The organism is Streptomyces sp. NPDC015242 (genome assembly GCF_043079125.1).
Classification (GTDB): Bacteria; Actinomycetota; Actinomycetes; order Streptomycetales; family Streptomycetaceae; genus Streptomyces.
This window is the reverse complement of record NZ_JBIBUF010000002.1, coordinates 565,963-591,593: the sequence shown is the minus strand read 5'-3', so window position 1 is coordinate 591,593 and position 25,631 is coordinate 565,963. Positions and strand designations below refer to the sequence as shown.

Annotated in this window: 15 protein-coding genes; 12 read left to right on the top strand and 3 right to left on the bottom strand. The window is 74.0% G+C overall.

From position 1 onward, the window contains the following. Positions 1–2 precede the first annotated feature (2 nt). From ACF07N_RS08080 to moeZ, 8 genes are all read left to right on the top strand, one after another. Positions 3–998, top strand: coding sequence for an ABC transporter permease (locus ACF07N_RS08080; protein WP_383324084.1), 996 nt, complete (start codon positions 3–5; stop codon positions 996–998). Then, positions 995–1,993, top strand: coding sequence for an ABC transporter permease (locus ACF07N_RS08075; protein WP_383324081.1), 999 nt, complete (start codon positions 995–997; stop codon positions 1,991–1,993). Before ACF07N_RS08080 ends, ACF07N_RS08075 begins: the two co-directional genes overlap by 4 nt. Further along, on the top strand, positions 1,990–3,582 hold the full coding sequence (locus ACF07N_RS08070; RefSeq protein ID WP_392109742.1) for a dipeptide ABC transporter ATP-binding protein: 1,593 nt from the start codon (positions 1,990–1,992) through the stop codon (positions 3,580–3,582). Before ACF07N_RS08075 ends, ACF07N_RS08070 begins: the two co-directional genes overlap by 4 nt. A 189-nt stretch (positions 3,583–3,771) precedes the next feature. After that, positions 3,772–5,469, top strand: a complete 1,698-nt coding sequence (locus tag ACF07N_RS08065) for a DUF3492 domain-containing protein (RefSeq protein WP_392109739.1) — start codon at positions 3,772–3,774, stop codon at positions 5,467–5,469. Next, the gene (locus ACF07N_RS08060; protein WP_392109736.1) at positions 5,466–6,782 is read left to right on the top strand and encodes a hypothetical protein; all 1,317 of its coding nucleotides are present in this window, start codon (positions 5,466–5,468) and stop codon (positions 6,780–6,782) included. The genes ACF07N_RS08065 and ACF07N_RS08060 overlap by 4 nt, the downstream gene beginning before the upstream one ends. A gap of 111 nt (positions 6,783–6,893) precedes the next feature. Then, entirely contained in the window at positions 6,894–7,853 is a 960-nt protein-coding gene (locus tag ACF07N_RS08055; RefSeq protein ID WP_307177379.1) for an NAD(P)-dependent oxidoreductase, read from the top strand. Continuing rightward, complete coding sequence (locus ACF07N_RS08050) at positions 7,841–8,590, top strand: spherulation-specific family 4 protein (RefSeq protein ID WP_392109733.1); 750 nt, start codon at positions 7,841–7,843, stop codon at positions 8,588–8,590. The genes ACF07N_RS08055 and ACF07N_RS08050 overlap by 13 nt, the downstream gene beginning before the upstream one ends. Positions 8,591–8,653: 63 nt before the next feature. Beyond that, positions 8,654–9,832, top strand: coding sequence for an adenylyltransferase/sulfurtransferase MoeZ (gene moeZ, locus ACF07N_RS08045; protein WP_344536406.1), 1,179 nt, complete (start codon positions 8,654–8,656; stop codon positions 9,830–9,832). A gap of 71 nt (positions 9,833–9,903) precedes the next feature. On the opposite strand, the gene ACF07N_RS08040 is transcribed toward moeZ, so the two are convergent. The 3 genes from ACF07N_RS08040 to ACF07N_RS08030 all read right to left on the bottom strand — a co-directional run bounded on the left by ACF07N_RS08040 (position 9,904) and on the right by ACF07N_RS08030 (position 15,935). Next, entirely contained in the window at positions 9,904–11,373 is a 1,470-nt protein-coding gene (locus tag ACF07N_RS08040; protein WP_392109730.1) for an alpha/beta hydrolase, read from the bottom strand. Positions 11,374–11,526: 153 nt separating this feature from the next. Next, complete coding sequence (locus ACF07N_RS08035) at positions 11,527–13,074, bottom strand: alpha/beta hydrolase (protein ID WP_392109727.1); 1,548 nt, start codon at positions 13,072–13,074, stop codon at positions 11,527–11,529. A gap of 131 nt (positions 13,075–13,205) precedes the next feature. Further along, positions 13,206–15,935, bottom strand: coding sequence for a lysylphosphatidylglycerol synthase domain-containing protein (locus ACF07N_RS08030; RefSeq protein ID WP_383337406.1), 2,730 nt, complete (start codon positions 15,933–15,935; stop codon positions 13,206–13,208). A gap of 186 nt (positions 15,936–16,121) precedes the next feature. Here ACF07N_RS08030 and ACF07N_RS08025 point away from each other — a divergent pair, with 186 nt between their 5' ends. The 4 genes from ACF07N_RS08025 (at position 16,122) to ACF07N_RS08010 (ending at position 25,465) form a co-directional block, all read left to right on the top strand. Continuing rightward, positions 16,122–16,544 carry an MGMT family protein gene (locus ACF07N_RS08025; protein ID WP_383324055.1) on the top strand — a complete coding sequence of 141 codons (423 nt, stop codon included), beginning with the start codon at positions 16,122–16,124 and terminating at the stop codon, positions 16,542–16,544. A 267-nt stretch (positions 16,545–16,811) separates the two neighbouring features. Then, positions 16,812–20,330 (top strand): ATP-dependent helicase, encoded by a 3,519-nt coding sequence (locus ACF07N_RS08020; RefSeq protein ID WP_392109722.1) that lies wholly within the window; start codon positions 16,812–16,814, stop codon positions 20,328–20,330. 202 nt (positions 20,331–20,532) lie between these two features. Then, complete coding sequence (locus ACF07N_RS08015) at positions 20,533–24,051, top strand: UvrD-helicase domain-containing protein (protein WP_392109719.1); 3,519 nt, start codon at positions 20,533–20,535, stop codon at positions 24,049–24,051. Positions 24,052–24,061: 10 nt separating this feature from the next. After that, positions 24,062–25,465, top strand: a complete 1,404-nt coding sequence (locus ACF07N_RS08010) for a dipeptidase (protein ID WP_392109716.1) — start codon at positions 24,062–24,064, stop codon at positions 25,463–25,465. The last annotated feature ends 166 nt before the right edge of the window (positions 25,466–25,631 follow it).

Genomic DNA, 25,631 nt, shown 5'->3' with positions numbered 1-25,631 from the left:
CCGTGAGCGAGGCACTCCTCACCGTCGAGGCGGCCGGGACGGACACCACCGTCCCGGCCGCCTCGGGGGCCCGACAGTTCTGGCGGCGGCTGCGGACGCAGCGCGCCGCCCTCGTCGCGGCGGCCGCCGTCGCGCTCCTCGTCGTGGTCGCGCTCGCCGCGCCCCTGCTCACCGCGATCGAGGGCCAGGACCCGACCACCTACCACCCCTCCCTGGTGGACTCCGCGCGCGGCGGCGTGCCCGTCGGGCCGTTCGGCGGGGCGAGCGCCGACCACTGGCTCGGCGTCGAACCGCAGACCGGCCGCGACCTGTTCGCACGGCTGGTGTACGGCGCGCGCGTGTCGCTCGGCGTCGCGCTCGCGGCGACGGTCGTGCAGCTCGTGCTGGGCGTCGTCGTCGGCGTCGCGGCCGGGCTCGGCAACCGCTGGGTGGACCTCGTGCTCACCCGCGTCGCCGACATCTTCGTGGCGATGCCGCTGATGGTCGTCGCGCTCGCCCTGCTCGCCGTCGTGCCCACGAGCTTCCCGCGCCCCGTGCTGGTGGCGCTCGTCGTGGGCCTGGTCTCCGGCTGGGGGACGCTCGCCAAGATGGTGCGCGCGCAGACGCTCACCCTCAAGCAGCTCGACTACGTCGCCGCCGCCCGGCTCAGCGGCTGGGGCGCCGTCCGGATCGCCCGGCGCGAGCTGCTGCCGGGCCTCGCGGCCCCCGTCATCACCTTCGCGGCGATCCTGGTCCCGACGAACATCACCGTCGAGGCGGCCCTGTCCTTCCTCGGCGTGGGCGTGAAGCCGCCGACCCCCTCCTGGGGGCAGATGCTCACCTCCGCCGACGTCTGGTACCAGGCGGCACCGCAGTACCTGCTGCTGCCCGCGGGCGCGCTGTTCGTCACCGTCCTCGCCCTCACCGTGCTCGGCGACGGCGTGCGCACCGCCCTCGACCCGCGCGCCTCCTCGCGCCTGCGCGTCGGAACGGGCCGCAAGGCGGAGGCGGCCTCGTGACCGGCTTCGGAGGGTTCGTGCTGCGCCGAGCCGTCGGCGCCCTCGTCACCCTGTTCGCCCTCTCGGTGATCATCTACGTCGTCTTCTACGTCACGCCCGGCGACGTCGCCCAGATCACCTGCGGCCCCCGCTGCTCGCCCGCCCAGGTGCGGCAGGTCGCGGAGCAACTGCACCTGAGCGACCCGCTGTACGAGCGCTACTGGCATTTCCTGCAGGGCCTCGTCGCCGGCCAGGACTACTCCACCGGCACCTCGGTCCAGCACTGCGCGGCACCCTGCCTCGGGCTGTCGTACCAGAGCGACCAGCAGGTCACCGCGCTGATCCTGGCCAAGCTGCCGGTCACGGCCTCCCTGGCGCTCGGCGCGATGGTGCTCTGGCTGGTCATCGGCGTCGGCACCGGCGTGCTGTCGGTGTGGCGGCGCGGGCGGTTCACCGAGCGGCTGCTGACCACCCTCACCCTGGCGGGCATGTCCACGCCCGTCTTCGTCATCGGGCTCGTGCTGATGATCGTCGTCTGCGGGCAGCTGGAGCTGCTGCCCTTCCCGCAGTACGTCGCCTTCACCGACGATCCCGAACAGTGGGCCTGGAACCTGCTGCTGCCCTGGCTGTCGCTCGCGCTCATCGAGTCCGCGACGTACGCCCGGCTGACCCGGGCCGCGATGCTGGAGACCCTCGCCGAGGACCACGTCCGCACCTTCCGGGCCTACGGCGTCGGGGAGCGGGCGATCATCGGGCGGCACGCCCTGCGCGGCGCGGTGGCCCCGCTCATCGCCGTGAACGCCAACAACATCGGCGTCCTGTTCGGCGGGGCCGTGCTCACCGAGACGCTCTTCGGACTGCCCGGCATCGGCCGGGAGATGGTCCAGGCCGTCAAGGTCGTCGACCTGCCGGTGGTCGTCGGCATGGTCCTGGTGACCGGCTTCTTCGTGGTCCTCGCCAACGCCGTCGCGGACGTGCTGTACGCGGTGGCCGACCGACGGGTGGTGCTGACATGAGCCTGGTCGACGTGCGCGACCTGCGCGTGGACTTCGGCGGGCTGCGGGCCGTCGACGGTCTCTCCTTCCGGCTGGAACGGGGTGCCGCCCTGGCGCTGGTGGGTGAGTCCGGCTCCGGCAAGTCGACCGTGGCGTCCGCCCTGCTCGGCCTGCACCGCGGCACGGGCGCCCGGGTCGCCGGCACGGTCGAGGTGGCCGGCACCGACGTCCAGCGGGCCTCGGAGGAGGAACTGCGGCGGCTGCGCGGCGGGACGGCCGCCATGGTCTTCCAGGACCCGCTGTCCTCCCTCGACCCGTATTACGCGATCGGCGACCAGATCGCCGAGGTGTACCGCCTGCACGCGCGCGTGTCCCGGCGGGCGGCACGCGCGCGTGCCGTCGACGTCCTGGACCGGGTGGGGATCCCCGACGCGGCCCGGCGCTCCCGGTCCCGGCCGCACGAGTTCAGCGGCGGCATGCGCCAGCGCGCCCTGATCGCCATGGCCCTCGCCTGTGAGCCCGAGCTGCTGATCGCCGACGAGCCGACGACCGCCCTCGACGTGACCGTGCAGGCCCAGGTCCTCGACCTGCTGCACGCCCTGCGCGAGGAGACCGGCATGGGGCTGCTGCTCGTCACCCACGACGTGGGCGTCGCAGCCGAGAGCGTCGACGAGGTGCTGGTGATGCAGTACGGCCGGGCGGTCGAGCACGGCCCGGTCGGCACCGTGCTGGGCGCGCCGGCCGAGCCCTACACCCGCGAACTGCTGGCCGCCGTCCCCCGGCTCGACGCGCCGCCGAAGGACCCGGCGGCGCCCGGGGAGGTGGTCCTGGAGGCGACCGGGCTGCGGCGCGCGTTCGGACGCGGCAAGCGCGCGGTCACGGCCGTGCGCGACGTGTCGCTGACCCTGCGGCGTGGCGAGACCCTCGGCATCGTGGGGGAGAGCGGCAGCGGCAAGACGACCCTGGGCCGCATGCTCGTGGGGCTGCTGGAGCCGACGGCGGGAACCATCAGCTTCGAAGGCCGCCCGCACACCGGCGTGCACCCGGCCGTGCAGATGGTCTTCCAGGACCCGGTCTCCTCGCTCAACCCCCGCCGCAGCGTGGGCGAGTCCATCGCCGACCCGCTGCGCGCCCGGGGTGAGCGGGACGAGGGGCGCATCCGGGAGCGCGTCGGGGAACTGCTGGAGCGCGTGGGGCTCGAGGCGGCGCATCACGAGCGCTATCCGCACGAGTTCAGCGGGGGCCAGCGCCAGCGCGTGGGCATCGCACGGGCGCTCGCCGCAGACCCTCGCGTCCTCGTCTGCGACGAACCGGTCTCCGCCCTCGACGTCACCACCCAGGCCCATGTCGTCGCCCTGCTGCGCGAGTTGCAGCGCGAACTCGGACTCGCGCTCGTCTTCGTCGCGCACGACCTGGCCGTCGTACGCCAGGTCAGCGACCGGGTCGCGGTGATGCGGCGGGGCGCCGTCGTGGAGGAGGGAACCGTCGGCGCGGTGTACGCCTCGCCCCGGGACCCGTACACCCGGCAGCTGCTCGCCGCCGTGCCCGCGCTCGATCCGGAGGCCGCCGCGCGACGCCGGGCGGAACGACGGGAGTTGGCCGCAGCATGACGATCCGTGTCCACTTGATCTCCTAGCGCGACGGAACGCGACCCGCACGGGAAAGTTACGACCGTTCACCCCTTTTGGTGGTGCGACGGACAACCGTCCGTCGTACCACCGCCTTGTCCGCATACGTTCGTCCCGCTGCGAGCCGCCGGGCAACGGCGGCTCCTCATACGGGAGATCGGGGGTGCACTCGTGCGCATCGGACTGCTGACCGAGGGTGGCTATCCGTACGTGAGCGGGGACGCCAGGCTCTGGTGCGACCGGCTCGTGCACGGGCTCGCACAGCACGAGTTCGACGTCTACGCGCTCAGCCGCAGCCAGCACCAGGAGGACGAGGGCTGGGTCCCGCTGCCGCCGAACGTGCGCCGGGTGCGGACCGCGCCGCTGTGGATGGCCGAGGACGACGAGGTCGTGCCGGGACGCCGGGCCCGGCGGCGGTTCCGGGAGTGCTTCGGGGAACTGGCGGCGGTGCTGTGCGGGTCGGCAGGCACCATGAGGGCTCCCGAGGGTACGTCGACCTCCGAGGCGGACCGTTTCGCCAACGCCCTCTACGGGCTCGCCGAGCTCGCCCGCGACACGGGCGGGCTGGTGGGCGCGCTCCGCTCCGAGGCCGCCGTGCGCACCCTGGAACGCGCCTGCCGCGCGCCCGGCGCCCAGCGCGCCGCGCGCGAGGCGCGCGTGCCGGACCTGCTCGCCGTCGCCGGCTACCTGGAACGCGCCCTGCGCCCCCTCTCCCTCGACTGGTACGAGGACGACGGCCTCGGCGCGGTCGACCTGTGCCACGCCGCGTCCGGCGGCCCGGCCGTCCTGCCGGGCCTGCTGGCCCGCCACTTCACCGGTGTGCCCCTGCTGGTGACCGAGTACGGCGTGCGCCTGCGGACGCACTACCTCTCCACCCCGGACGCCCCGCCCGCCGTGCGCTCCCTGCTCGCCGCGTTCCAGGGCCGGCTGGCGGCCGAGGCCTACCGGCAGGCCGAGGTCGTCACCGCCGGCAACGCGCACGCCCGCCGCTGGCAGGAGCGCTGCGGCGCCGACCGCGAGAAGCTCCGCACGGTCCACCCCGGCATGGACGCCCGGCCCTTCGCGGAGGCCGGCGAGTCCCCCGAGTGCGCGGACCCGGACACCCTCGTCTGGGTCGGCCGGGTCGAGCCGGCCAAGGACCTGGTCTCGCTGCTGCACGCCTTCACCGAGATCCGCAAGCAGCGTCCGAAGGCCCGCCTGCGCGTGGTCGGGAGCCCGGTCGGCCCCGAGGGCGCCGCCTACCTCCTGCACTGCCGGGCGCTCGCCGCCCAGCTCTTCCCCGACGAGGCCGAGGGCCCGCACAGCCCCGGCGACAACCCCGTGTCCTTCGAGGAGATCGGCGGGCCGGAACTGCCCCGACCCGCCGACGCGTACGCCTCGGGCGCCGTGACCGTCCTGTCCAGTGTCGTCGAGGGCTTCCCGATCAGCCTCGTCGAAGCCATGCTGTCCGGGCGGGCGACCGTCTCGACGGACGTCGGCGCGGTGGTGGAGGTCATCGGCGGCACCGGCCTCGTCGTACCGCCGCGCAATCCGAGGGCGCTCGCCGAGGCGTGTGTGGCGCTGCTGCGCGACCCCGAGCGCCGTGCGCGCCTGGGGGCGGCGGCGCGCGCCCGCGCCCTCGAACTGTTCACGGTCGAGCAGAACATCGCGGCATTTCACGGCATCTACCTGGAGATCGTCGCGCGCGCACCCGTCCGCCGCGTCCTCGACGGGGAGCCGCTGCCCTTCGCCGTCCCCGCCGAGGCCCAGGTCCCGGTCCGCTGGTCCACCCCCTCGCCCAGCCTCGCCGCCCGCAGCGGCCCCGGCTGGGCCACGGCCCGTCCGGTGCGGGCCACCACGCCCGTCCCCGCCCCGGAGGGAGCGCGGTGAAGGACCTCGGAGAACTGGACCGGCCGGGCACCCCGACCAGCCCCGGTGCCTGGGACACGGACTCGGAGCGGTCGCTGCACTCCGCCGCCGACTCCGCCGCGCGTGAGGCCGGTGCCGATCCGTCCGCGCGCCAGGAGACGAAGGGCGGCCACGCGCCGTCCGGGAGCCGTGCGGCCGAGCCCGGTCGCACACCGCCGTCCCCCCGCCGAGGCGCCGCCGACCCCGTGAAGGCACTGATGCACCGCCACCGGGACCTCTGCGAACGGGCCGTGGATCCCCTGGAGATCGCGGCGGGCCTGGAGGCCCACGGCATCACCGACCGCACCGCCGCCCGCTTCCGCCACCGGGACGTCTTCTCCCTGGCCGAGGAGATGTTCGCGCGGGCCTCGCGGGACGGGGACACGCCCCCGCCCACCGCCCCCACCGCTCCCCGGGTGCGCGCCGCCTGGGTCCTGCTGACGCTGCTGCCCGGCGCGGTGTGCGCCGCCGCCGTGGCCGCCGCACATCTCACCGACGGCCGCACACGCCTGCTCACCGCCGTTGCCGGCGCCCTCGCCGTCGCCCTGGCCCTGCGCGCGGCCCTGCGCCGGGGCCCGCTCAGCAGGACCGACCAGGGCCGGCCCGGACCCCGGCCCGGCGCGGCGCCCGGCCGGACCACCCCATGGACCCTGTGGCTCGCCGGCTACGCCCTCCTGGGCGACGGTCTGCTGGTCAGCGCCCTCGCCGGCGGCCCCGACGCCCTGCCGACCGGCTCGGCCGACGGGCCCTGGCCCGTCACCGCCGCTCCCGTCCTCGCCCTCGCTCTGGCCTGTGCGCCGGCGGCCTGGACCGCCCACCTCCTCACCGGGCGCGCCCGCCGCAGACTCGCGTCGAGCCGAGGACTGGAGGACTTCGCCGCGGCCGTACGACCGCTCCTGCTCGGCTCCTTCGCCCTGTTCCTGGCCGTCCTGGCGGCCCTGCTCACCCTGTGCGCCGCGGTCCTCGGCGAGCCCGCCCCCTACCCGGAGACCCTCACCCTGGGCGCTCTGCTCTTCCTGGCCCGCCTCCTCACGGTCCACGGCTTCACCTACGCCCCGTCCGTCGTCCTCACGGCGGCAGCCACCCTCCAGGCGGCCGCCCTCGGTCTGGTCTTCACCTCCCGCCTCCCCGACTGCGGCCTCCTGGCCACACCGGTCGACACGCTCGTCACCGCCTGGGGCGCCGGCAGCCTCCCCGCCCTCGTCTGCGGCGCGGCCGCCCTCGCCCTCCTGGTCCACGCGACCCGCAAGCTGACCCGGGCCTCGGCCCACGCACCCGCGGAGCCCGACCGGTGACCGCCCCCGGTGACGGCCCCACCGCCAGGCACCCACGACACCGTCCTACCGCCCCTAGGAGAACGACATGACCACCCACCCAGGAGCCCCGGCCGCCCCGGGAGCCGCGCGATGAGAGTCCTGCTGATCGGAGCCAACGGCTACATCGGGCGCTTCGTCGCCGACCGTCTGCTCGCCGACCCGGCCGTCCAGCTCACCGCACTCGGCCGCGGCGACGACGCCGACGTCCGCTTCGACCTCGCGTCCGGCAGCCCCGGTGCCCTCACCCGCTTCCTCGACGCCGTCCACCCGGGCGTCGTCGTCAACTGCGCCGGTGCCACCCGCGGCGGAGCCCGCGAACTCACCCGCCACAACACCGTCGCCGTCGCCACCGTCTGCGAGGCCCTGCGCCGCAGCGGCTGCGGTGCCCGTCTGGTGCAGATCGGGTGCAGCGCCGAATACGGCCCGAGCCAGCCCGGCTCCTCCACGGCCGAGGACGCCGTGCCCCGCCCCGGCGGCCCGTACGGCGTCAGCAAACTTGCCGCCACCGAACTCGTCCTGGGCTCCGGGCTCGACGCCGTCGTCCTGCGCGTCTTCTCCCCGGCCGGGCCCGGCACCCCCGCCGGCTCCCCGCTGGGCCGGCTCGCCGAGGCCATGCGCCGCGCCATGCAGTCCGGCGACGGCGAACTCAAACTCGGCGGCCTCGGCGCCCAGCGCGACTTCGTCGACGTCCGCGACGTGGCCCGGGCCGTCCACGCCGCCTCGCTCTCCGCCGCGCAGGGCGTGATCAACATCGGTTCCGGCCGCGCCGTCCGCCTGCGCGACGCCGCCGCCGTCCTCGCCCGCGTCGCCGGATACGGCGGTGCCCTCCACGAACTCGACGGCCCGCCCGGTGCCCTGCGCTCGGCCATCGGGCACCCGCGGCCCGACCCCGACCACGCGCCCCCGGTCGCGTACCCGTACCCCGACGGCTGCGGCAGCTGGCAGCAGGCCGATGTGCGCACCGCGCGGGACCGGCTCGGCTGGCGGCCCCGGATCGGTCTGGAGGAGTCCCTGGCCGACATCTGGATGGAGGCGGCATGCCGCATCTGACCAGCCCGCCACCCCGCTCGGCGAGCACGGAACTCCGCCCCGGCCTCGGCGTCCCCGGCTACGCGCACCCCCTGCTCGCCCCCACCGAGTGGGGAGAGCTCACCCGCCCCGGCATCCCGCTGCACTGGGTGGTCCTGAACGTCGCCGACGGCCCCGGCAGCCGCCCCGACCCGCACTGCCTGGCGGCGGCCGGACGGCTGCGCAACGCCGGCGTCCGCGTCCTCGGCCGCCTCGACACCCGGTACGGCTTCCGCGCCTTCGGCGAACTCATCACGGACGCGCACCGGTTCGCCGACTGGTACCAGGTCGACGGCTACCTCCTGGACCGCTGCCCCGCCGACCGGGCCGAGCTGCCGGAGGTCCGCCGCCTCGTCGCCACGCTCCGCGTGATCCGTGACGATCCCCACATCGTCCTCGGGCACGGCACCCATCCGCACCCCGGGTACGCCGAGCACGCCGACCAGCTGGTCACCTTCTCCGGCTCCTGGAGCGACTACCGCTTCTCGCAGGTGGCCGAGTGGACCGCCGCCCATCCGCCCGAGCGCTTCTGCCACTTCGTCCACAGCGTGCCCCGCCCGCACCTGGACGAGGCCCTGCGCATCGCCCGCTGGCAGGGCGCCGCGACGGTCTGGTTCACCGACCGCACGGACCGCGGCGGGCGCGTGGACCCCTGGGAGACCATGCCCGGGTACTGGGACGAGTTCGTCTCGCGGATCGGAACAGGTGTCTCGGAATGAAAAAGCGCATGGCAGTGTTACGGGGAGAACAACCGTAGTGATTGACCGACCAACGGAGTCCCCGTGTCGTTGCCACCCCTGGTCGAGCCGGCTGCCGAGCTCACCGTAGACGAGGTTCGCAGGTACTCCCGCCACCTGATCATCCCCGACGTCGGGATGGACGGGCAGAAGCGGCTGAAGAACGCCAAGGTGCTGTGTGTGGGCGCCGGCGGCCTGGGCTCGCCGGCGCTGATGTACCTGGCCGCCGCGGGCGTGGGCACCCTCGGCATCGTGGAGTTCGACGAGGTCGACGAGTCGAACCTGCAGCGCCAGATCATCCACAGCCAGGCCGACATCGGCCGCTCCAAGGCGGAGTCCGCCCGCGACAGCGTCAAGGGCATCAACCCCTACGTGAACGTCGTCCTGCACGAAGAGCGGCTCGAGGCCGACAACGTGATGGACATCTTCAGCCAGTACGACCTGATCGTCGACGGCACGGACAACTTCGCGACCCGCTACCTGGTCAACGACGCCTGCGTGCTGCTGAACAAGCCGTACGTATGGGGTTCCATCTACCGCTTCGACGGCCAGGCCTCCGTCTTCTGGTCCGAGCACGGTCCCTGCTACCGCTGCCTCTACCCGGAGCCGCCGCCCCCCGGCATGGTCCCCTCCTGCGCCGAGGGCGGCGTGCTGGGCGTGCTGTGCGCGTCCATCGGCTCCATCCAGGTCAACGAGGCCATCAAGCTCCTCGCCGGCATCGGTGAGCCGCTGGTCGGCCGGCTGATGATCTACGACGCCCTGGAGATGCAGTACCGCCAGGTCAAGGTCCGCAAGGACCCGAACTGCGCGGTCTGCGGCGAGAACCCGACCGTCACCGAGCTCATCGACTACGAGGCCTTCTGCGGCGTCGTGTCCGAGGAGGCCCAGGCGGCGGCCGCCGACTCCACGATCACTCCCAAGCAGCTCAAGGAGTGGATCGACGACGGCGAGAGCATCGACATCATCGACGTCCGCGAGCCGAACGAGTACGAGATCGTCTCCATCCCGGGCGCGCGGCTCATCCCGAAGAACGAGTTCCTCATGGGCACCGCCCTGGAGAGCCTCCCGCAGGACAAGAAGATCGTCCTGCACTGCAAGACGGGTGTCCGCAGTGCGGAAGTCCTCGCGGTGCTGAAGTCCGCGGGCTTCTCCGACGCGGTCCACGTCGGCGGCGGCGTCATCGGCTGGGTCAACCAGATCGAGCCGAGCAAGCCGGTCTACTGAGCCGCACTCGGCCTGCCTTCCGCAGCGGCGGGGGCTTCGCGCACCACGGGTGCCCGGAGCCCCCGCCGTCGTCATGAGCAGACCTTGCCGTCCTTCGGGACCGTGCCCTTCAGCAGATACGCGTCCACCGTGGCGTCGACGCAGTCGCTCCCACTGCCGTAGGCCCCATGGCCCTCGCCCCGCCAGGTGAGCAGCACTCCGACACCCTTGCCCAGCTCGTCGGCCATCCTCCGCGCCCCCTCGTAGGGAGTGGCGGGGTCGCCGGTGTTGCCCACCACCAGGACCGGCGGGGCGCCGGGTGCGCTCACCTTCGGGGTTTCGTGCTGTCCGGGCACCGGCCAGTCGTGGCACCAGCCGGCCGTGTCCCAGCCGAGGAACGCCCCGAAGACCGGGGAGATCCTCTCGAACTCCGGCAGCAGCCTCTTCGTCTCGGCCGCGGTCGGGCGCTGCCGGTCGTCCAGGCACGATATGACCCGTTGGGCGTGCGTGGTCGTGCCGTAGCGGCCCGAGGAGTCGCGTTCGTTGTAGCCGTCGGCGAGGGCGAGCAGCTCCGAGCCGTCGCCGCGCTCGGCCGCGTCCAGGGCGCTGGTGAGCGTCGGCCAGCTGTCCCTGCTGTACAGGGGCAGGACGATCCCCGTGACCGCGAGGGTCTGGGTCAGCTTCCGCCCGGGTGTGCCGGCCGGCAGGGGGCGCGCGTCGAGCCGCCGCAGGAGCGCCTCGATCTTCCGCGAGCCTTCCCTCGGGTCCTGGCCCGTGGACTCCAGGTAGCCGTCCAGCGCGCGCTGGAAGCCCTTGGCCTGGTTCTTGGCGTGGCCCACGGTGTCGGCGCCGGGGTCGACGACCGCGTCCAGCGTCATGCGGCCGACCTTCTTCGGGAACAGGTGGGCGTAGGTGCCGCCCAGTTCGGTGCCGTAGGAGATGCCGAAGTAGTGCATCCGGTCGTCGCCGAGGGCCTGGCGGATGCGGTCCATGTCGCGGGCCGAGTCGGCCGTCGAGACGTGCGCCATCAGATCGCCGGCGTTCTTCCGGCAGCCCTTGCCGAAGTCGGCGGCGTCCGCGAGGTACGCCTTCTCCTCGGCAGGGGTGTCCGGGGTGGCGTCCACCGACTCGGCCGCCTGGATCTCCTTGTCGGCGCGACAGCGCACCCCCTCACTGGCGCCCACCCCGCGCGGGTCCCAGCTCACCAGGTCGTACCGCTCGCGCAGCCGGGAGACGGTCGGGGCGTAGGACGGCATCATGGACACGCCGGAAGCGCCCGGGCCGCCGAAGTTGAACAGCAGAGAGCCCGCCCGGTCGTCCCCCCGGGCCTTGGCGCGGATCAGCGCCAGGCCGATCGTCTCGCCGTCCGGCTCGGACCAGTCCAGCGGCACCTTCAGCGTGGCGCACTGCCATTCGCTGCTCGGCGCCGGGCCGTCGGCGGTGGCCTTGCAGCGGCCCCAGGAGAGCCCGCTCCCGCCGTCGTCGGACGAGCCGCCGCCGCATCCCGCGGCGAGCAGCACCGAGGCGGCCGCCAGCGCGGCCCCCCGTACGAAGCGCGTCATCGCCCATCCCCCCTCGCAGGCCGTCCGCTTCGTGCCGCGGATGGCGGTCAGGCCATGGTAGGCAGATCCGGCGCCCGGCCGTCCCGCCCTGTGGAAAACCGTCTGACCTGCTGCTTCGCCGAGAGGGGACCGTGCTGAACAGGAGGTTCTGGTTCAGGTGCAGACCGTCCCCGCCGGCGGCACCTTCCCGTCCAGCAGGTAGCCGTGCACCGCGTCCTGCACGCACTTGTTCTTGCTGTCGTAGGCGCCGTGCCCCTGCCCCCGGTACGTCAGCTCGACGCCGACTCCCTCGCCCAGCGCGTTCACCATCGCCCTCGCGCCCTCGTACGGGGTGGCGGGGTCGCCGGTGTTGCCGATGACCAGGATCGGAGGGGCACCCGGCGCGCTCACGTCCGGGTGCTCGGCGGCGCCCGGCACGGCCCAGTCGGTGCAGCCGATCATGCCCCAGGCCAGGTAGTCGCCGAACAGGGGCGACGCCGCCCGGAACGCGGGCAGTCTCCGCTCGACGAAGGCCGTGTCGTAGCGCGCCTTGGTGTCCGCACAGCTGATGGCGGTGTGGGCGGCGGTCGAGTTGTCGTACTCGCCGTTCTCGCTGCGCCCGTTCATCGAGTCGGACAACAGCAGCAGGGTGCTGCCGTCGCCCTCGTACGCCTGCTGCAGGCCCTCGGTGAGGTACTCCCAGAACTCCTGCGAGTACAGCGCCTGCACGATGCCGTTGGTCGCCGCGGTCTGGGTCAGCTCCCTCGGGAAGACGCCCGGGATCGGCTTGCGGTCGAGGTCCCTCAGCAGCTTGGCGATACGGTCCTTCACGTCCTGCGCGCTGTCGCCGAGGGGGCACTCCTCGGTCTTCGACACGCAGTCCTCGGCGAAGTTGTCCAGCGCGAGCTGGAAGCCCTCGGCCTGACCCAGCGAGCCCTGTTCGGAGTTCTGCGTGGGGTCGACGACGGCGTCGAAGACCGCACGGCCGACCCGCCGGGGGAACAGGTGGGCGTAGACGCCGCCGAGTTCGGTGCCGTAGGAGAAACCGAAGTAGTGCAGCTTGGCGTCGCCGAGGACCTGGCGCATCAGGTCCAGGTCGCGGGCGGCGTCGGTGGTGCGCACGTTCGGCAGCATCTTCTCGGAGTTCTTCTCACAGGCGTCGTTGAAGTCCTTGGTGTTGTCCAGCAGCAGGGTTCGCTCCGCACGGTCGTCGGGGGTCGCGTCCTGCTGGAAGTACGCGTCGAGCTGCTGGTCGTTCTCGCAGATCACGGGCTCGCTCCGGCCGACCCCGCGCGGGTCGAAGCTGACCAGGTCGTAGCGGGTGCGCAGGGTCCCGTAGTCCTCCGCGAAGGCGGGCAGGGTCTTGACGCCCGAGCCGCCGGGGCCGCCGAAGTTGAAGACGAGTGAGCCGATGCGCTCGCTCGCGCTGCCGGTGGTCCTGACCCGGATCAGTGCGAGGCCGATCGTGTCGCCCTCCGGCTCGTCCCAGTCGAGGGGCGCCTTGAGGGTGGCGCACTGCCATGCGCCGTCGTCCGGCAGCGGGGAGGGCGCGGTGCCCCCGCCCTGTGCCTCGTCCGGGGCCGGGCAGGCCTTCCAGTCCAGCTCCTGCCGGGTGAGGTCCTCGTCCTGGGTGTCGTCACCCCCGCAGCCCGCCAGCACGGCGGACAGCAGCACGGCGGTGGCGGTCAGGGCGGTGGCGCGCAGCCGGAGGAGGGTTGGCATGGTTCCATCCTGCGGCGGCCCGCAGCGGGACGCGCGGGACGCGTGCCGTATGAGGGAGGAGGGACGGGCGGGTCGCCTTGTCCGGGACCCGGTCCGGGCAGTAGCCGATCAGGAGCCGGGCGCGGACGGCGTCAGAGGGCCTGCTTGCGGGTCAGGTGGGTGAAGGCCAGCCAGCCCGGCAGCACCGGGAGCCACAGCGTCAGCAGACGGAACAGCAGGACGGCCGGTGCCGCCACTTCCTTGGGGAGCCCGACGGCGATCAGGCCGACCGTCAGGGTCGCCTCGACCGCGCCGACACCGCCCGGCGTCGGTGCCGCGGACCCGAGGGCGTTGCCCGCGAGGAAGACGACGGCGACGCTGGCGATGCTGATCGAGGTCGACTCGTCGCCGAACGCCCGGATGGACGCGTCCAGGCACATCACGAAGCAGGCCGTCAGCAGCAGCATGCCGCCGATGCCCGTGACCAGCTTCTGCGGCCGCTGGAGCACGTCCAGCATGCGCGGCACGACGCCCGCGAACAGCGACCGCACGCGCGTGACGACGAACTTGCGCAGGAACGGCACCGACGTCACCACCAGCACGAGCACCGCCACGGTCAGCAGACCGGCGATGACCGTGCGGGAGGGCGACAGCGACGGGGTCTTCTCGGTGCCGGTCAGATAGCCGAACGACAGCAGCATCAGGATGTGGCAGCCGAGCCCGAACAGCTGCGACGCGCCCACGCTCGCCACCGCGAGCCCCGGGCGCACGCCCGCGCGCTGCAGGAAGCGCGTGTTCAGTGCCACACCGCCCACCGCCGCCGGGGCGACGATCTTGACGAACGATCCGGCGACCTGCGCCGCCACCGTCCGCAGGAACGGCACCCGCTCGGGCACGAATCCCAGCAGCGCCATCGCCGCCGCGAAGTAGCTGGCCATCGAGAACAGCACGGCCGCGGCGACCCAGCCCCATTCGGCGTTGGCGATGAGCGGCCCGAACTCGATGTGCGTGAGCTGTGTCAGCAGGAAGTACGCGCCGATCGCGCCGGCGATGAAGCTGATCAGTGTGCGCGGCCGGACCCGCTCCAGCCGGGCCGGCTCGACCGGGGCCTGGGGTCTGATGCGCAGCACCTCGTGCCGGATCTGCGTGAGGAGATCCTCCTCGCGCGCCTCCTCCAGGGCCTCGTCGATCGCCCGCTTCTCGGCCCGCTGCTCCGCGCGCACGGCCTTCTTGCCGGGCTTCTCCAGGACGGGCACGGTCTCGTCCGCGTGCTCCTCCAGGCGCGCCTGCTTGGCCTGCCGGGACGCCTCCAGCACCGCCTCGCGCTCGCGTTGTGCCCGCTCCCGGGCGAGCTTGCGCAGCGTCGCGCGCGTGGAGCGGCTGAGCGCGATCGGCTGGAGCATCGGCAGGCAGTCCGCCACGGCGTCCGGGCCGAGCACGCCCACCGCCGAGGCGACCGCCCGCTCGCCGCCCACCCGGAGGCCGAGCGTCACCAGCAGCTGGGAGATGTCCATCCGCAGCAGCAGATCACCGGCCGCGATCTCGCCGACGCGCAGGTCGGTGAGGATCACCGTGCCGGAACGATCCACCAGGATCGCGTCGCCCACCAACCTGCGGTGTGCGATGCGGCGGGACTGCAGTGCCTTCACCTGGTGCCAGGTGTCGCGCAGCAGGTCGTCGGTGATCTCCTCGTCGGGCAGCGAGTCGAGGGTGCGGCCGCCGCTGTGCTCGTAGACGAGCATCACCGCGTCGGGCCCCAGCTCCGAGGTAGCGATCAGCTTGGGCGCGTTGGCGCCGGCCGCGATCGCCGCGTACGCCAGCAGCGCCTCCTGCTCCAGGGCCTGCCGCAACGACTGGAGGCTGCTGCGGGTGGCGAAGCCGCGCAGGGTCAGGTTGCGCCAGGCGCGGTAGAAGAAGCCCTGCGCCTGCTGCTCGCGGTCGACCACCGTCACGTCCAGCGGCGGGCCGTCCTCCAGGGTCACGAAGTAGCGCCGCCCGCGGTCGCCGGTGTCCGGGTTGTCCGAGTGGTCCTCACGGGAGGCGCTGACCGGGTGGAAACCGACGGTGCGCAGACCCGCCATGAGGGTCTGGCCGGTCGGCCGGACGTTGGGCGAGCCGACCGCGTACAGCGTGCCGTAGGCGACGGTCCAGCCGATCAGGACGGTCAGGATGATCGAGAACGGGGTCGTGTACCCGGTCACGAGCATGGAGAAGGCGTCGAGGAGCAGCACGACCCACAGCACCGCGCGCCATCGCGGTCTGCGTGACATGCCGACCGCCGTCATGTACGCGATGACGGGCGCCAGGTAGCCGTGCACGGGGTCGGTCAGCGCGTTGATGTCGCCGGGGGACGGCTGGGTGAGCGCCTCCTGGATCGAGTCGGGGGCGGCCCGGGCGACCCACAGGTCCGTGGCGAGCGTCACACCGTGCGCGAGGACGGCCGCGAGGACGCCGTCGGCGATCCGCAGCCCGTCCCGCTTGATCAGCCGCTCGATCGCGAAGGCGACCGGCACCAGCAGGATCGCGATGCTGGACGCCAGCCCCGCGATCTTGATGAGCAGGTCGGGCGCCTGTCCGGTGCCCTTGTTGATGTCCTGTTCGAGCCCCGAGGTGGTGCCGTGCGCGAACGCGGCGATGCCGATCAGCAGTGCCACGGCGAGCACGCCCACCAGCAGGCGCATCAGATCCGACGGGCGGTGCACGCGCGCGGGGAGCAGCGGTTCGTCGCCCTCCACCTCGTCGATGTGCGCGACGTCGGGCTCGCCGGCGGCCGTCCGGGCCTTCTTGCCCGGGCCCTTCACACCGCCGTCCCCGGTATCCGGACGCGACGATGCGTCAGCGGTGCCCTCCGTGTCCTCGGGGTGCGCACCCTGCTGCTTCATCGTCTCTTCTTGGTCTCGTATCACCGGTCACCGCCCGCACGATGGTGGCATGCCACACCGACACACGGGGGCATCAGGGTGCACATGCGGGGTCGGCCAGTCTGCCCGACGCGCTGGCGCGGGGCGAAGGAAACGCTCGGGATCGCGCGCGTCCCGTTGTCGGTGGCGTGGGGCAGGATGGGACGGATGAGCGAGCAGAGCCTTCCGGAGGACACCCGTCCGCAGGATGCCCGTGCGGGGTACGAGGACGTTCCCCACGAGCCCGGGGAAGCGCTGCCCCCCTATGCCGAGCGGGTGCTCGACGTCGCGGAACTGATCCCGGCCGGCCGGGTCATGACCTACGGGGACGTGGCCGAGTGGCTGGAGGAGGGCGGTCCGCGCCAGGTGGGCCGGGTGATGGCGCTCTACGGGGGAGCCGTCCCGTGGTGGCGTGTCGTCCGCGCGGACGGCGTGCTGCTCCCGGGACACGAACAGCGGGCGCTCGGCCACTACCGCGCGGAGGGCACGCCCCTGAAAGAGGCGAGCCGGGCCGCCGAGGGGCACCTGCCGCGCATCGACATGAGACGGGCGCGGTGGGACGGCGGCGAACGCGCGGAGGGTCACACCTGACAGCTTCCGGCATCGCACGCCCCGCCGTGTGGCCCGTGATCCGGACGGGGGAATCGAGGCACACCGGGGGCATGACGTACGTTCGTGAGACGAGGGAGCCGCGCGCCGGGAGTGCCGCGAGTGACCGGCGGGAAGAAGGGGAAAGCCTGCTTCCGCCGCACCCGTCGGCGTAGCGTCGGCAGCACGCGTCCCCGTCACCCCGCGGTCACCGCCCGCCACGCGCGCGGTGACCCGCCAACCAGTACATCCACCAGGACCGGCGAACCATTGAGCTCCTCTTCCTCCACCAGCGGCCTGTCGCACCCCCGGGTACGGCGGGGGAACCATGGCGCTTACCGACTGGTACGTACCCCTCCCGCCCGGGTGGACCCCCCTCTTTTGGACGCCGCGCAGCGCTCCGTGGTTGACCACGCGGCCGGCCCGCTGCTCGTCCTCGCGGGCCCGGGCACCGGCAAGACCACCACGCTCGTCGAGTCCGTGGCCGAGCGGATCGCCCGGGGCGGCGACCCCGGGCGCGTCCTGGTGCTGACGTTCAGCCGCAAGGCCGCCGTCGAGCTGCGCGACCGCATGGCCCTGCGGACCGGGGCGGCCCACGCCCCCCAGGCGACCACGTTCCACTCGTTCTGCTACGCCCTGGTCCGCGCCCACCAGGACAGCGACCTGTTCGTGGAGCCGCTGCGGCTGCTGTCCGGGCCCGAGCAGGACGTCGCCGTCCGGGAGCTGCTGGCGGGCCAGGTGGACCTGGAGCGGCTCGGGCTCGCGCACGTGCGCTGGCCGGACGAACTGCGCGCCTGCCTGACCACCCGCGGTTTCGCCGACGAGGTCCGCGCGGTCCTCGCCCGCAGCCGCGAACTGGGCCTCGGGCCCGACGCCCTGGACGCCTTCGCGCGCCGCACGGGCCGCCCCGACTGGCGCGCGGCGGCCGGTTTCCTCGCCGAGTACCTCGACGTGCTCGACCTCCAAGGCGTGATCGACTACGCCGAACTCGTCCACCGCGCGGTGCTCCTCGCCCACCGCCCCGAGGTCGCCGCGTGGCTGGCCGACCGGTACGACGCCGTCTACGTCGACGAGTACCAGGACACGGACCCCGCCCAGGTACGGCTGCTGCGCGCGCTGGCCGGCGGCGGACGCACGCTCGTCGCGTTCGGTGATCCCGACCAGTCGATCTACGCGTTCCGCGGGGCGGACGTGAACGGCATCCTCGACTTCCCGCACGTCTTCCCGCGCGCGGACGGCCGCCCGGCGCCCGTCGCGGTCCTGCGCACGTCCCGCCGCTCCGGCGCCGCGCTGCTGGCCGCGACCCGGCTGCTGACGCAGCGCATGCCGCTGACCCGGCTGCCCGCCGAGAAGGTGCGGGCCCATCGGGAACTCGCCCCCGTGCGGGACGGCGGGCGCGTCGAGGCGTACACGTACCCGACGTCCGGGACGGAGCTGGAGAACATCGCCGACATCCTCCGCAGGGCCCACCTGGAGGACGGCGTCCCGTGGAGCGAGATGGCGGTTCTGGTGCGCGCGGGCTCCCGCACCGTCCCCACGGTCCGCCGGGCCCTGACGGCGGCGGGCGTGCCCGTGGACGTCGACGGTGACGACGTGCCGCTGCGGCACGAACCGGCGGTGGCACCGCTGCTGACCGCGCTGCGCGCGGTGGCGACGGCGGAGGCGGCGGAGGCGGGGCTTCCGGGGGCTTCCGGGGATGTGGTGGGGAGGCCGGAGGACGCTTCCGTCCCCGGCCGGGCCTCGGATCCTGCCCCCGGCTCCGGGCTTGACCCCGACCCCGACCCCGACCCCGACGAGGACGCGGGGGCCGACGCAGGCGCCGACGCCGGTTCCCGCGCCGGCACCGGACCGGACGGAGACCGAAGCCGAAGCGGGAGCGACTCCGGTCACAGCGCCGCGGGCGAGACCGGCGCCTGCTGGCTCGACACCGAGACCGCCCTCACGCTCCTCACCTCACCCCTCGCCGGCATGGACGCCGCCGATCTGCGCCGTCTCGGCCGTGCCCTGCGCGACGAGGAGCGGGCCGCGGGCAACCCGCTCCCGCCGCCCTCCGACGTCCTGCTCGCGCAGGCGCTCGCCGAGCCGGAGCGGCTCACCGTGCACGACCCCACCTACGCGCGGGGCGCCCAGCGCCTCGGCGCGCTGCTGCGCAAGGCCCGGGAACGGCTGGCCGGCGGCGGTACGGCCGAGGAGGCCCTGTGGGACCTGTGGGAGGGCACGCCCTGGCCCGGACGGCTGGAGCGGGCCGCGCGGCGGGGCGGCGCGGCCGGGCGCAACGCGGACCGTGACCTGGACGCCGTCTGCGCGCTGTTCGCCACGGCGGCCCGCGCCGAGGAGCGCACCGGCGGCCGGGGCGCGCTGAACTTCCTGGAGGAGATCGACGCCGAGGACATCGCCGCCGACACCCTCACGCGGCGTGCCGTACGCCCCGACGCCGTCCGCCTGATGACCGCGCACCGCTCCAAGGGCCTGGAGTGGCGTCTCGTGGTCGTCGCGGGCGTGCAGGAGGGCCTGTGGCCCGACCTGCGCCGCCGCGGCTCCCTCCTGGAAGCCGACCGCATCGGCCGCGACGGTCTCGCCGAACCGCTCACCCCCGGTGCGCTGCTCGCCGAGGAGCGCCGCCTGTTCTACGTGGCCGCCACGCGCGCGCGTGAACGGCTCGTCGTCACCGCGGTGAAGGCCCCGGCGGACGACGGCGACCAGCCCTCCCGCTTCCTGACCGAGCTCGGTGTGGAACCCAGGGACGTCACCGGACGGCCGCGCCGGCCGCTGTCGGTCGCCGCCCTGGTCGCCGAACTGCGCGCCACGACGGTCGACCCGCGCGTCTCCGACGCCCTCCGGGAGGCCGCCGCCCGGCGCCTGGCCCGGCTCGCCGCCCTCGCCGACGAGGACGGCCGCCCCCTGGTGCCGTCCGCCCACCCCTACCGCTGGTGGGGCATGTTCGAACCGACCGAGTCCAAGGTGCCGCTGCGCGACCGCGACCAGCCGGTCGTGCTCTCCGGCAGCGCCCTGGACCAGCTCGCCAACACCTGTGCCCTGCAATGGTTCCTGGGCCGCGAGGTGAAGGCCGACGCGCCCGCGACCGTCGCGCAGGGCTTCGGCAACGTGGTGCACGTCCTCGCCGACGAGGTCGCCTCCGGGCACACCCCCGCCGACCTCTCCGTCCTCATGGAACGGCTCGACTCCGTGTGGAACGCCCTGGCCTTCGACGCGCCCTGGAAGTCGGAGCAGGAGAAGGACAACGCGCGCGTGGCGCTCGAACGCTTCCTGCAGTGGCACGTGATGGACCGCTCCGGGCGCACCCCGGTGGCCAGCGAGCACGATTTCGACGTCACCCTCGAAGCGGGCGACTACCAGGTGCGCATCCGCGGACAGATGGACCGGGTCGAGGCGGACGGCGACGGCCGCGCCTACGTGGTCGACTTCAAGACCGGCAAGCAGGCCCCCACGTCCAAGGAGGTGGAGCGGCACCCGCAGCTCGCCGTCTACCAGCTCGCCGTCCGGGAGGGTGCCGTCGACGAGATCTTCGACGGCGTGCGCCCCGAGCCGGGCGGCGCCGAACTCGTGCACCTGCGCCAGGGCGCCGCCCGGCGCGACGGCGGGGAGAGCCTGCCCAAGGTGCAGGCCCAGGAGCCGCTGCGGGGAGAGTGGGTCGGCGACCTGCTGGCCACGGCCGCCGGCAAGGTGCTCGACGAGCGGTTCACGCCGACCGCGGGGCAGCACTGCACCCACTGCGCGTTCCGGGCCTCGTGCAGCGCGCGCCAGGAGGGCCGTCACGTGGTGGAGTGACCACCCGGGGCCGAGGGGCCGGCGGCCAGTGCCGTGGCCAGCGGTGGCGAAGAGGCCGTCGCGCGGTCGAGTGACCACGGTGGCGAAGAGGCCGCCGCTCGGTCGAGTGACCCATCGCACCATCTGTGCTGACCTGCGGTTCTTCCCTCCCGAAGGGCTGATCCGGCCCCTGCTGTCAGTGTCCGCCGCTAGCCTCTCGGATGTGCCAGCCCGTATCACCGATCCCGAACAGCTCAAAGAGCTCCTCGGCATCCCCTTCACCCCGGAGCAGACGGCCTGCATCACCGCGCCGCCCGCCCCCCAGGTGATCGTGGCCGGAGCCGGTTCGGGCAAGACGACGGTGATGGCGGCGCGCGTGGTGTGGCTGGTCGGCACCGGCCAGGTCGCGCCCGAGCAGGTGCTCGGCCTCACCTTCACCAACAAGGCCGCCGCCGAACTCGCCGAGCGCGTCCGCAAGGCCCTGATCAAGGCCGGCGTCACCGACCCGGACGTCATCGACCCGGACAACCCACCGGGCGAGCCGGTGATCTCGACGTACCACGCCTTCGCGGGGCGCCTGCTGACCGACCACGGACTGCGCATCGGCCTGGAGCCCACGTCCCGGCTGCTCGCCGACGCCACCCGCTTCCAGCTCGCCGCGCGCGTGCTGCGCGAGTCGCCCGGCCCCTACCCGGCACTCACCCGGTCCTTCCCCGACCTCGTCGGCGACCTCCTCGCCCTGGACGCCGAACTTTCCGAGCACCTCGTCCGCCCGGAGGCCCTGCGCGCGTACGACGCGCAGCTGCTGCTGACGCTGGGCGGCGCCAAGCTCACCAACGCCGACCTGCGCAAGGTGCCCGAAGCGGCCGCCGCCCGCCGCGAACTGGCCGAGCTGGTGAGCCGCTACCGGGCCGCCAAGCGCGAGCGGGACCTGCTCGACTTCGGTGACCAGATCGCGCTGTCCGCACGGCTGGCGAAGGTCCCCGAAGTGGGCCGGGCCCTGCGCGACGAGTTCCGGGTGGTCCTGCTCGACGAGTACCAGGACACCTCGGTGGCCCAACGCGTGCTGCTCGCGGGCCTGTTCGGCGAGGGCACCGGCCACCCGGTCACCGCCGTCGGCGACCCCTGCCAGGCGATCTACGGCTGGCGCGGTGCCTCCGTCGCCAACCTCGACGACTTCCCCGAGCACTTCGCCCACGCGGACGGTCGCCCCGCGACCCGGCAGGCGCTCAGCGAGAACCGCCGCAGCGGCGGCCGCCTCCTCGACCTCGCCAACGGCCTCGCCGAGCCCCTGCGCGCCCTGCACGCGGGCGTGGAGGCCCTCCGCCCCGCCCCCGGCGCCGAACGCGACGGCATGGTCCGCTGCGCCCTCCTGCGCACCCACGCGGAGGAGATCGACTGGGCCGCCGACTCCGTCGCCCACCTCGTCCGCACCGGGACGGCCCCCGGCGAGATCGCCGTGCTGTGCCGCACGGCCACCGACTTCGCCGAGATCCAGGGCGCCTTGGTCGCCCGGGACGTCCCCGTCGAGGTCGTCGGCCTCTCCGGACTGCTGCACCTGCCCGAGATCGCCGACCTCGTCGCCGTCTGCGAGGTCCTGCAGGACCCCGGTGCCAACGCCTCCCTGGTGCGCCTGCTGACCGGGCCGCGCTGGCGCATCGGCGCCCGCGACCTCGCCCTGCTGGGGCGGCGCGCCCGGCTGCTCGTGTCCCACGCGCGCGTGGAGGGCGACGACGACCCGGACCGTCGTCTCGCCGAGGCCGTCGAGGGGGTCGACCCGGCCGAGGTGATCTCGCTCGCGGACGCGCTCGACACGTTCCTCGAGACGCCCCTCGACGGCCGCGGGGACGACGACGGACTGCCCTTCTCACCCGACGCGCGCGTGCGCTTCGCCCGGCTCGCCACGGAACTGCGCGAACTGCGCCGCTCCCTGGCCGACCCGCTGATGGACGTCCTGCACCGCGTCCTCGCCGTCACCGGCCTGGAGGTCGAGCTGTCGGCGTCCCCGCACGCCCTGGCCGCCCGGCGCCGCGAGACCCTGTCCAACTTCCTGGACGTCGCCGCGTCCTTCGCCGCCGGCGACAACGAGGCGACCCTGCTCGCCTTCCTCGGCTTCCTGCGCACCGCCGCCCAGTACGAGAAGGGCCTCGACAACGCGCTCCCCGGCGGCGAGAACACCGTCAAGGTGCTCACCGCCCACAAGTCCAAGGGGCTGGAGTGGGACGTCGTGGTCGTCCCCGGCCTGGTCACCGGCACCTTCCCCAGCAGCCAGGGCCGCGAGAAGTGGACCTCACAGGGGAAGGTCCTGCCGCACGCGCTGCGCGGCGACGCCGACACCCTGCCCGACGTGCCCTCCTGGGACGCCAGGGGCCTCAAGGCGTTCCACGAGGCCATGAAGGACCACCAGCACACCGAGGAACTCCGCCTCGGCTACGTCACCTTCACCCGCCCCCGGTCCCTGCTCCTGGGCTCCGGCCACTGGTGGGGCCCCACCCAGAAGAAGCGCCGCGGCCCGTCCCCGTTCCTCCGGGCCCTCTACGAGCACTGCGAGGCCGGACACGGCGAGATCGAGGCCTGGGCGGACGAACCCGCCGAGGACGAGGAGAACCCGGTCCTGCACCAGGCCACCGCGGACCAGGTGTGGCCGCTGCCCCTGGACTCCGCGGCCCTGGCCCGGCGCCGCGCGGCCGCCGAGACCGTCCTGGCCCACCTGGAGGACCTCGCGTCCCACGAGGACGCCCGCCCCGCCGCCGTGCACGACCCCGACGCCCTCGACGACCCGGAATGGCCCCCGCCGCCCGAGGACGACGAGTTCCCGTACGAGGACGACGCCCCGTTCGACGCGGCGGACCCGTACGAGGACGCCCCCTGCGCGGACGGCCAGGAGTCCGCCGGCGGGACTGCGGCGGCCGCCGGCGGCCGGCCCGCCGACCGCCGCGCCACCGTCCCCCACCAGGCCTCCCCACCGGGCACCGGCCGCCCCGGGGGCCACCCCACCCTCACCCCGGAGGAGGCCCGGACCGTCGCCTCCTGGGACCGCGACCTCGACGCGCTCACCGGCGAGCTGCTGCGCGCCCGCGACCGTGTCACCGAGGTGCCGCTCCCCGCGTCGCTCACGGCCTCCCAGCTGATGCACCTGGCCGCCGACCCGGACGGGTTCGCGCGTGAGCTGGCCCGCCCCATGCCGCGCCCGCCCCAGCCCGCCGCACGCCGCGGCACCCGCTTCCACGCCTGGGTCGAGGCACGCTTCGAAGAGCTCACCCTGCCCCTGCTGGAACCGGAGGAGCTGCCCGGCAGCGACGCCGAGATCGCCGACGAGCGGGATCTCGAGGCGCTCAAGGAGGCCTTCGAACGCACCGCATACGCACGCCGCACGCCCTACCGGGTGGAGGCCCCTTTCCAGCTGGCGATCGCCGGCCGGGTCGTCCGGGGCCGGATCGACGCCGTCTACAAGGAAGGCGACGGCCCGGACGCGACGTACGAGATCGTCGACTGGAAGACCAGCCGCTCGCGCACCGCGGACCCGCTGCAGCTGGCCGTCTACCGCCTCGCCTGGGCCGAGCAGCAGGGCGTGCCCCCCGAGAAGGTCACGGCTGCGTTCCTGTACGTGCGCGGCGGGGAGGTCGTGCGCCCGCGGCACCTGCCCGGCCGGGCCGCGCTGGAGCGGCTGCTGCTGGAGGAGCCCTCGGGGGCGGACTTCGGTGAGGAACCGCACTCCGAGGACGTCGGTGCGGGCCGATAGGCTCGTGACCATGAGCGACACCCCGGACAGCGTCGTCCGTACGTACATCCAGCAGCACCGCGCCGCCTTCCTCGACGACCTCGCCGAGTGGCTGCGCATCCCGTCGGTGTCGGCCCAGCCCGACCACGCGCCCGACGTACGACGCAGCGCCGACTGGCTCGCCGCCAAGCTGACGGAGACCGGCTTCCCGACGGCCGAGGTCTGGCCGACCCCGGGCGCGCCCGCCGTCTACGCCGAGTGGCCCTCCGACGACCCGCGGGCGCCCACCGTGCTGGTCTACGGCCACCACGACGTGCAGCCCGCCGCCCGGCAGGACGGCTGGGACAGCGACCCGTTCGAGCCCGAGGTCCGCGGCGACCGCCTCTACGCGCGCGGGGCGGCCGACGACAAGGGCCAGGTCTTCTTCCACACCCTCGGGGTCCGCGCCCACCTCGCCGCCACGGGCCGCACCGCCCCTGCCGTGCACCTCAAGCTGCTGATCGAGGGCGAGGAGGAGTCCGGCTCGCCGCACTTCCGGGCCCTGGTCGAGCAGCACGCCGAGCGGCTCGCCGCCGACACCGTGATCGTCTCCGACACCGGCATGTGGTCCGAGGACACCCCCACCGTGTGCACGGGCATGCGCGGCCTGGCCGAGTGCGAGATACGCCTGTACGGACCCGATCAGGACATCCACTCCGGTTCCTTCGGCGGTGCCGTGCCCAACCCGGCGACGGCCGCCGCCCGCCTGGTCGCCGCGCTGCACGACGAGTACGAGCGCGTCGCGATCCCCGGCTTCTACGACGGCGTCGTCGAACTGACCGACCGCGAGCGCGCCCTCTTCGCCGAGCTGCCCTTCGACGAGCGGCAGTGGCTGCGCGCGGCCAGGTCGCACACCACCCGGGGAGAGGCCGGCTACACCACCCTGGAGCGCGTCTGGGCCCGCCCCACCGCGGAGGTCAACGGCATTGGCGGCGGCTACCAGGGGCCGGGAAGCAAGACGATCATCCCGTCCTCCGCCCTGGTGAAGCTGTCGTTCCGGCTGGTGGCGGGCCAGGACCCCGACCGCGTGGAGAAGGCCGTACGCGCCTGGGCCGAGGAGCAGGTGCCCGCGGGGATCCGCTCCGAGATCACGTTCAGCGGGGCCACGCGCCCGTGTCTGACGCCGCTGGACCACCCGGCGCTGCAGTCGGTCGTCCGCGCGATGGGCCGGGCCTTCGGCAAGCCCGTGCTCTTCACCCGGGAGGGCGGCTCCGGGCCCGCGGCCGACCTCCAGGACGTCCTGGGCGCCCCGGTGCTGTTCCTGGGCATCTCCGTGCCCTCCGACGGCTGGCACGCGCCGAACGAGAAGGTCGAACTGGATCTGCTCCTCAAGGGCGTCGAGACCACCGCGTATTTGTGGGGTGACCTCGCCGAGCACTGGCGTCACGCGCCCTGAGCCCCGCCGCCGTCCGGACCGGCCGGGCGCGCGGGGCACACTGGAAGAACCGTCCCGCACCGCACGAGACCGCCGGAAACCCGGTCGCCTCCCACCGCACAGCGCGCCGCCGCACATCCCGCCGAACAGCCGCCGAACCCAACCGTTCCACCGGGGGAGTTGGAAG

Coding starts and splice junctions, on each gene's coding strand:
- ACF07N_RS08030 (WP_383337406.1), bottom strand. CDS start 15,935: ATGAAGCAGCAGGGTGCGCACCCCGAGGACACGGAGGGCACCGCTGAC.
- ACF07N_RS08010 (WP_392109716.1), top strand. CDS start 24,062: ATGAGCGACACCCCGGACAGCGTCGTCCGTACGTACATCCAGCAGCAC.
- ACF07N_RS08050 (WP_392109733.1), top strand. CDS start 7,841: ATGCCGCATCTGACCAGCCCGCCACCCCGCTCGGCGAGCACGGAACTC.
- ACF07N_RS08070 (WP_392109742.1), top strand. CDS start 1,990: ATGAGCCTGGTCGACGTGCGCGACCTGCGCGTGGACTTCGGCGGGCTG.
- ACF07N_RS08055 (WP_307177379.1), top strand. CDS start 6,894: ATGAGAGTCCTGCTGATCGGAGCCAACGGCTACATCGGGCGCTTCGTC.
- ACF07N_RS08035 (WP_392109727.1), bottom strand. CDS start 13,074: ATGCCAACCCTCCTCCGGCTGCGCGCCACCGCCCTGACCGCCACCGCC.
- ACF07N_RS08040 (WP_392109730.1), bottom strand. CDS start 11,373: ATGACGCGCTTCGTACGGGGGGCCGCGCTGGCGGCCGCCTCGGTGCTG.
- ACF07N_RS08025 (WP_383324055.1), top strand. CDS start 16,122: ATGAGCGAGCAGAGCCTTCCGGAGGACACCCGTCCGCAGGATGCCCGT.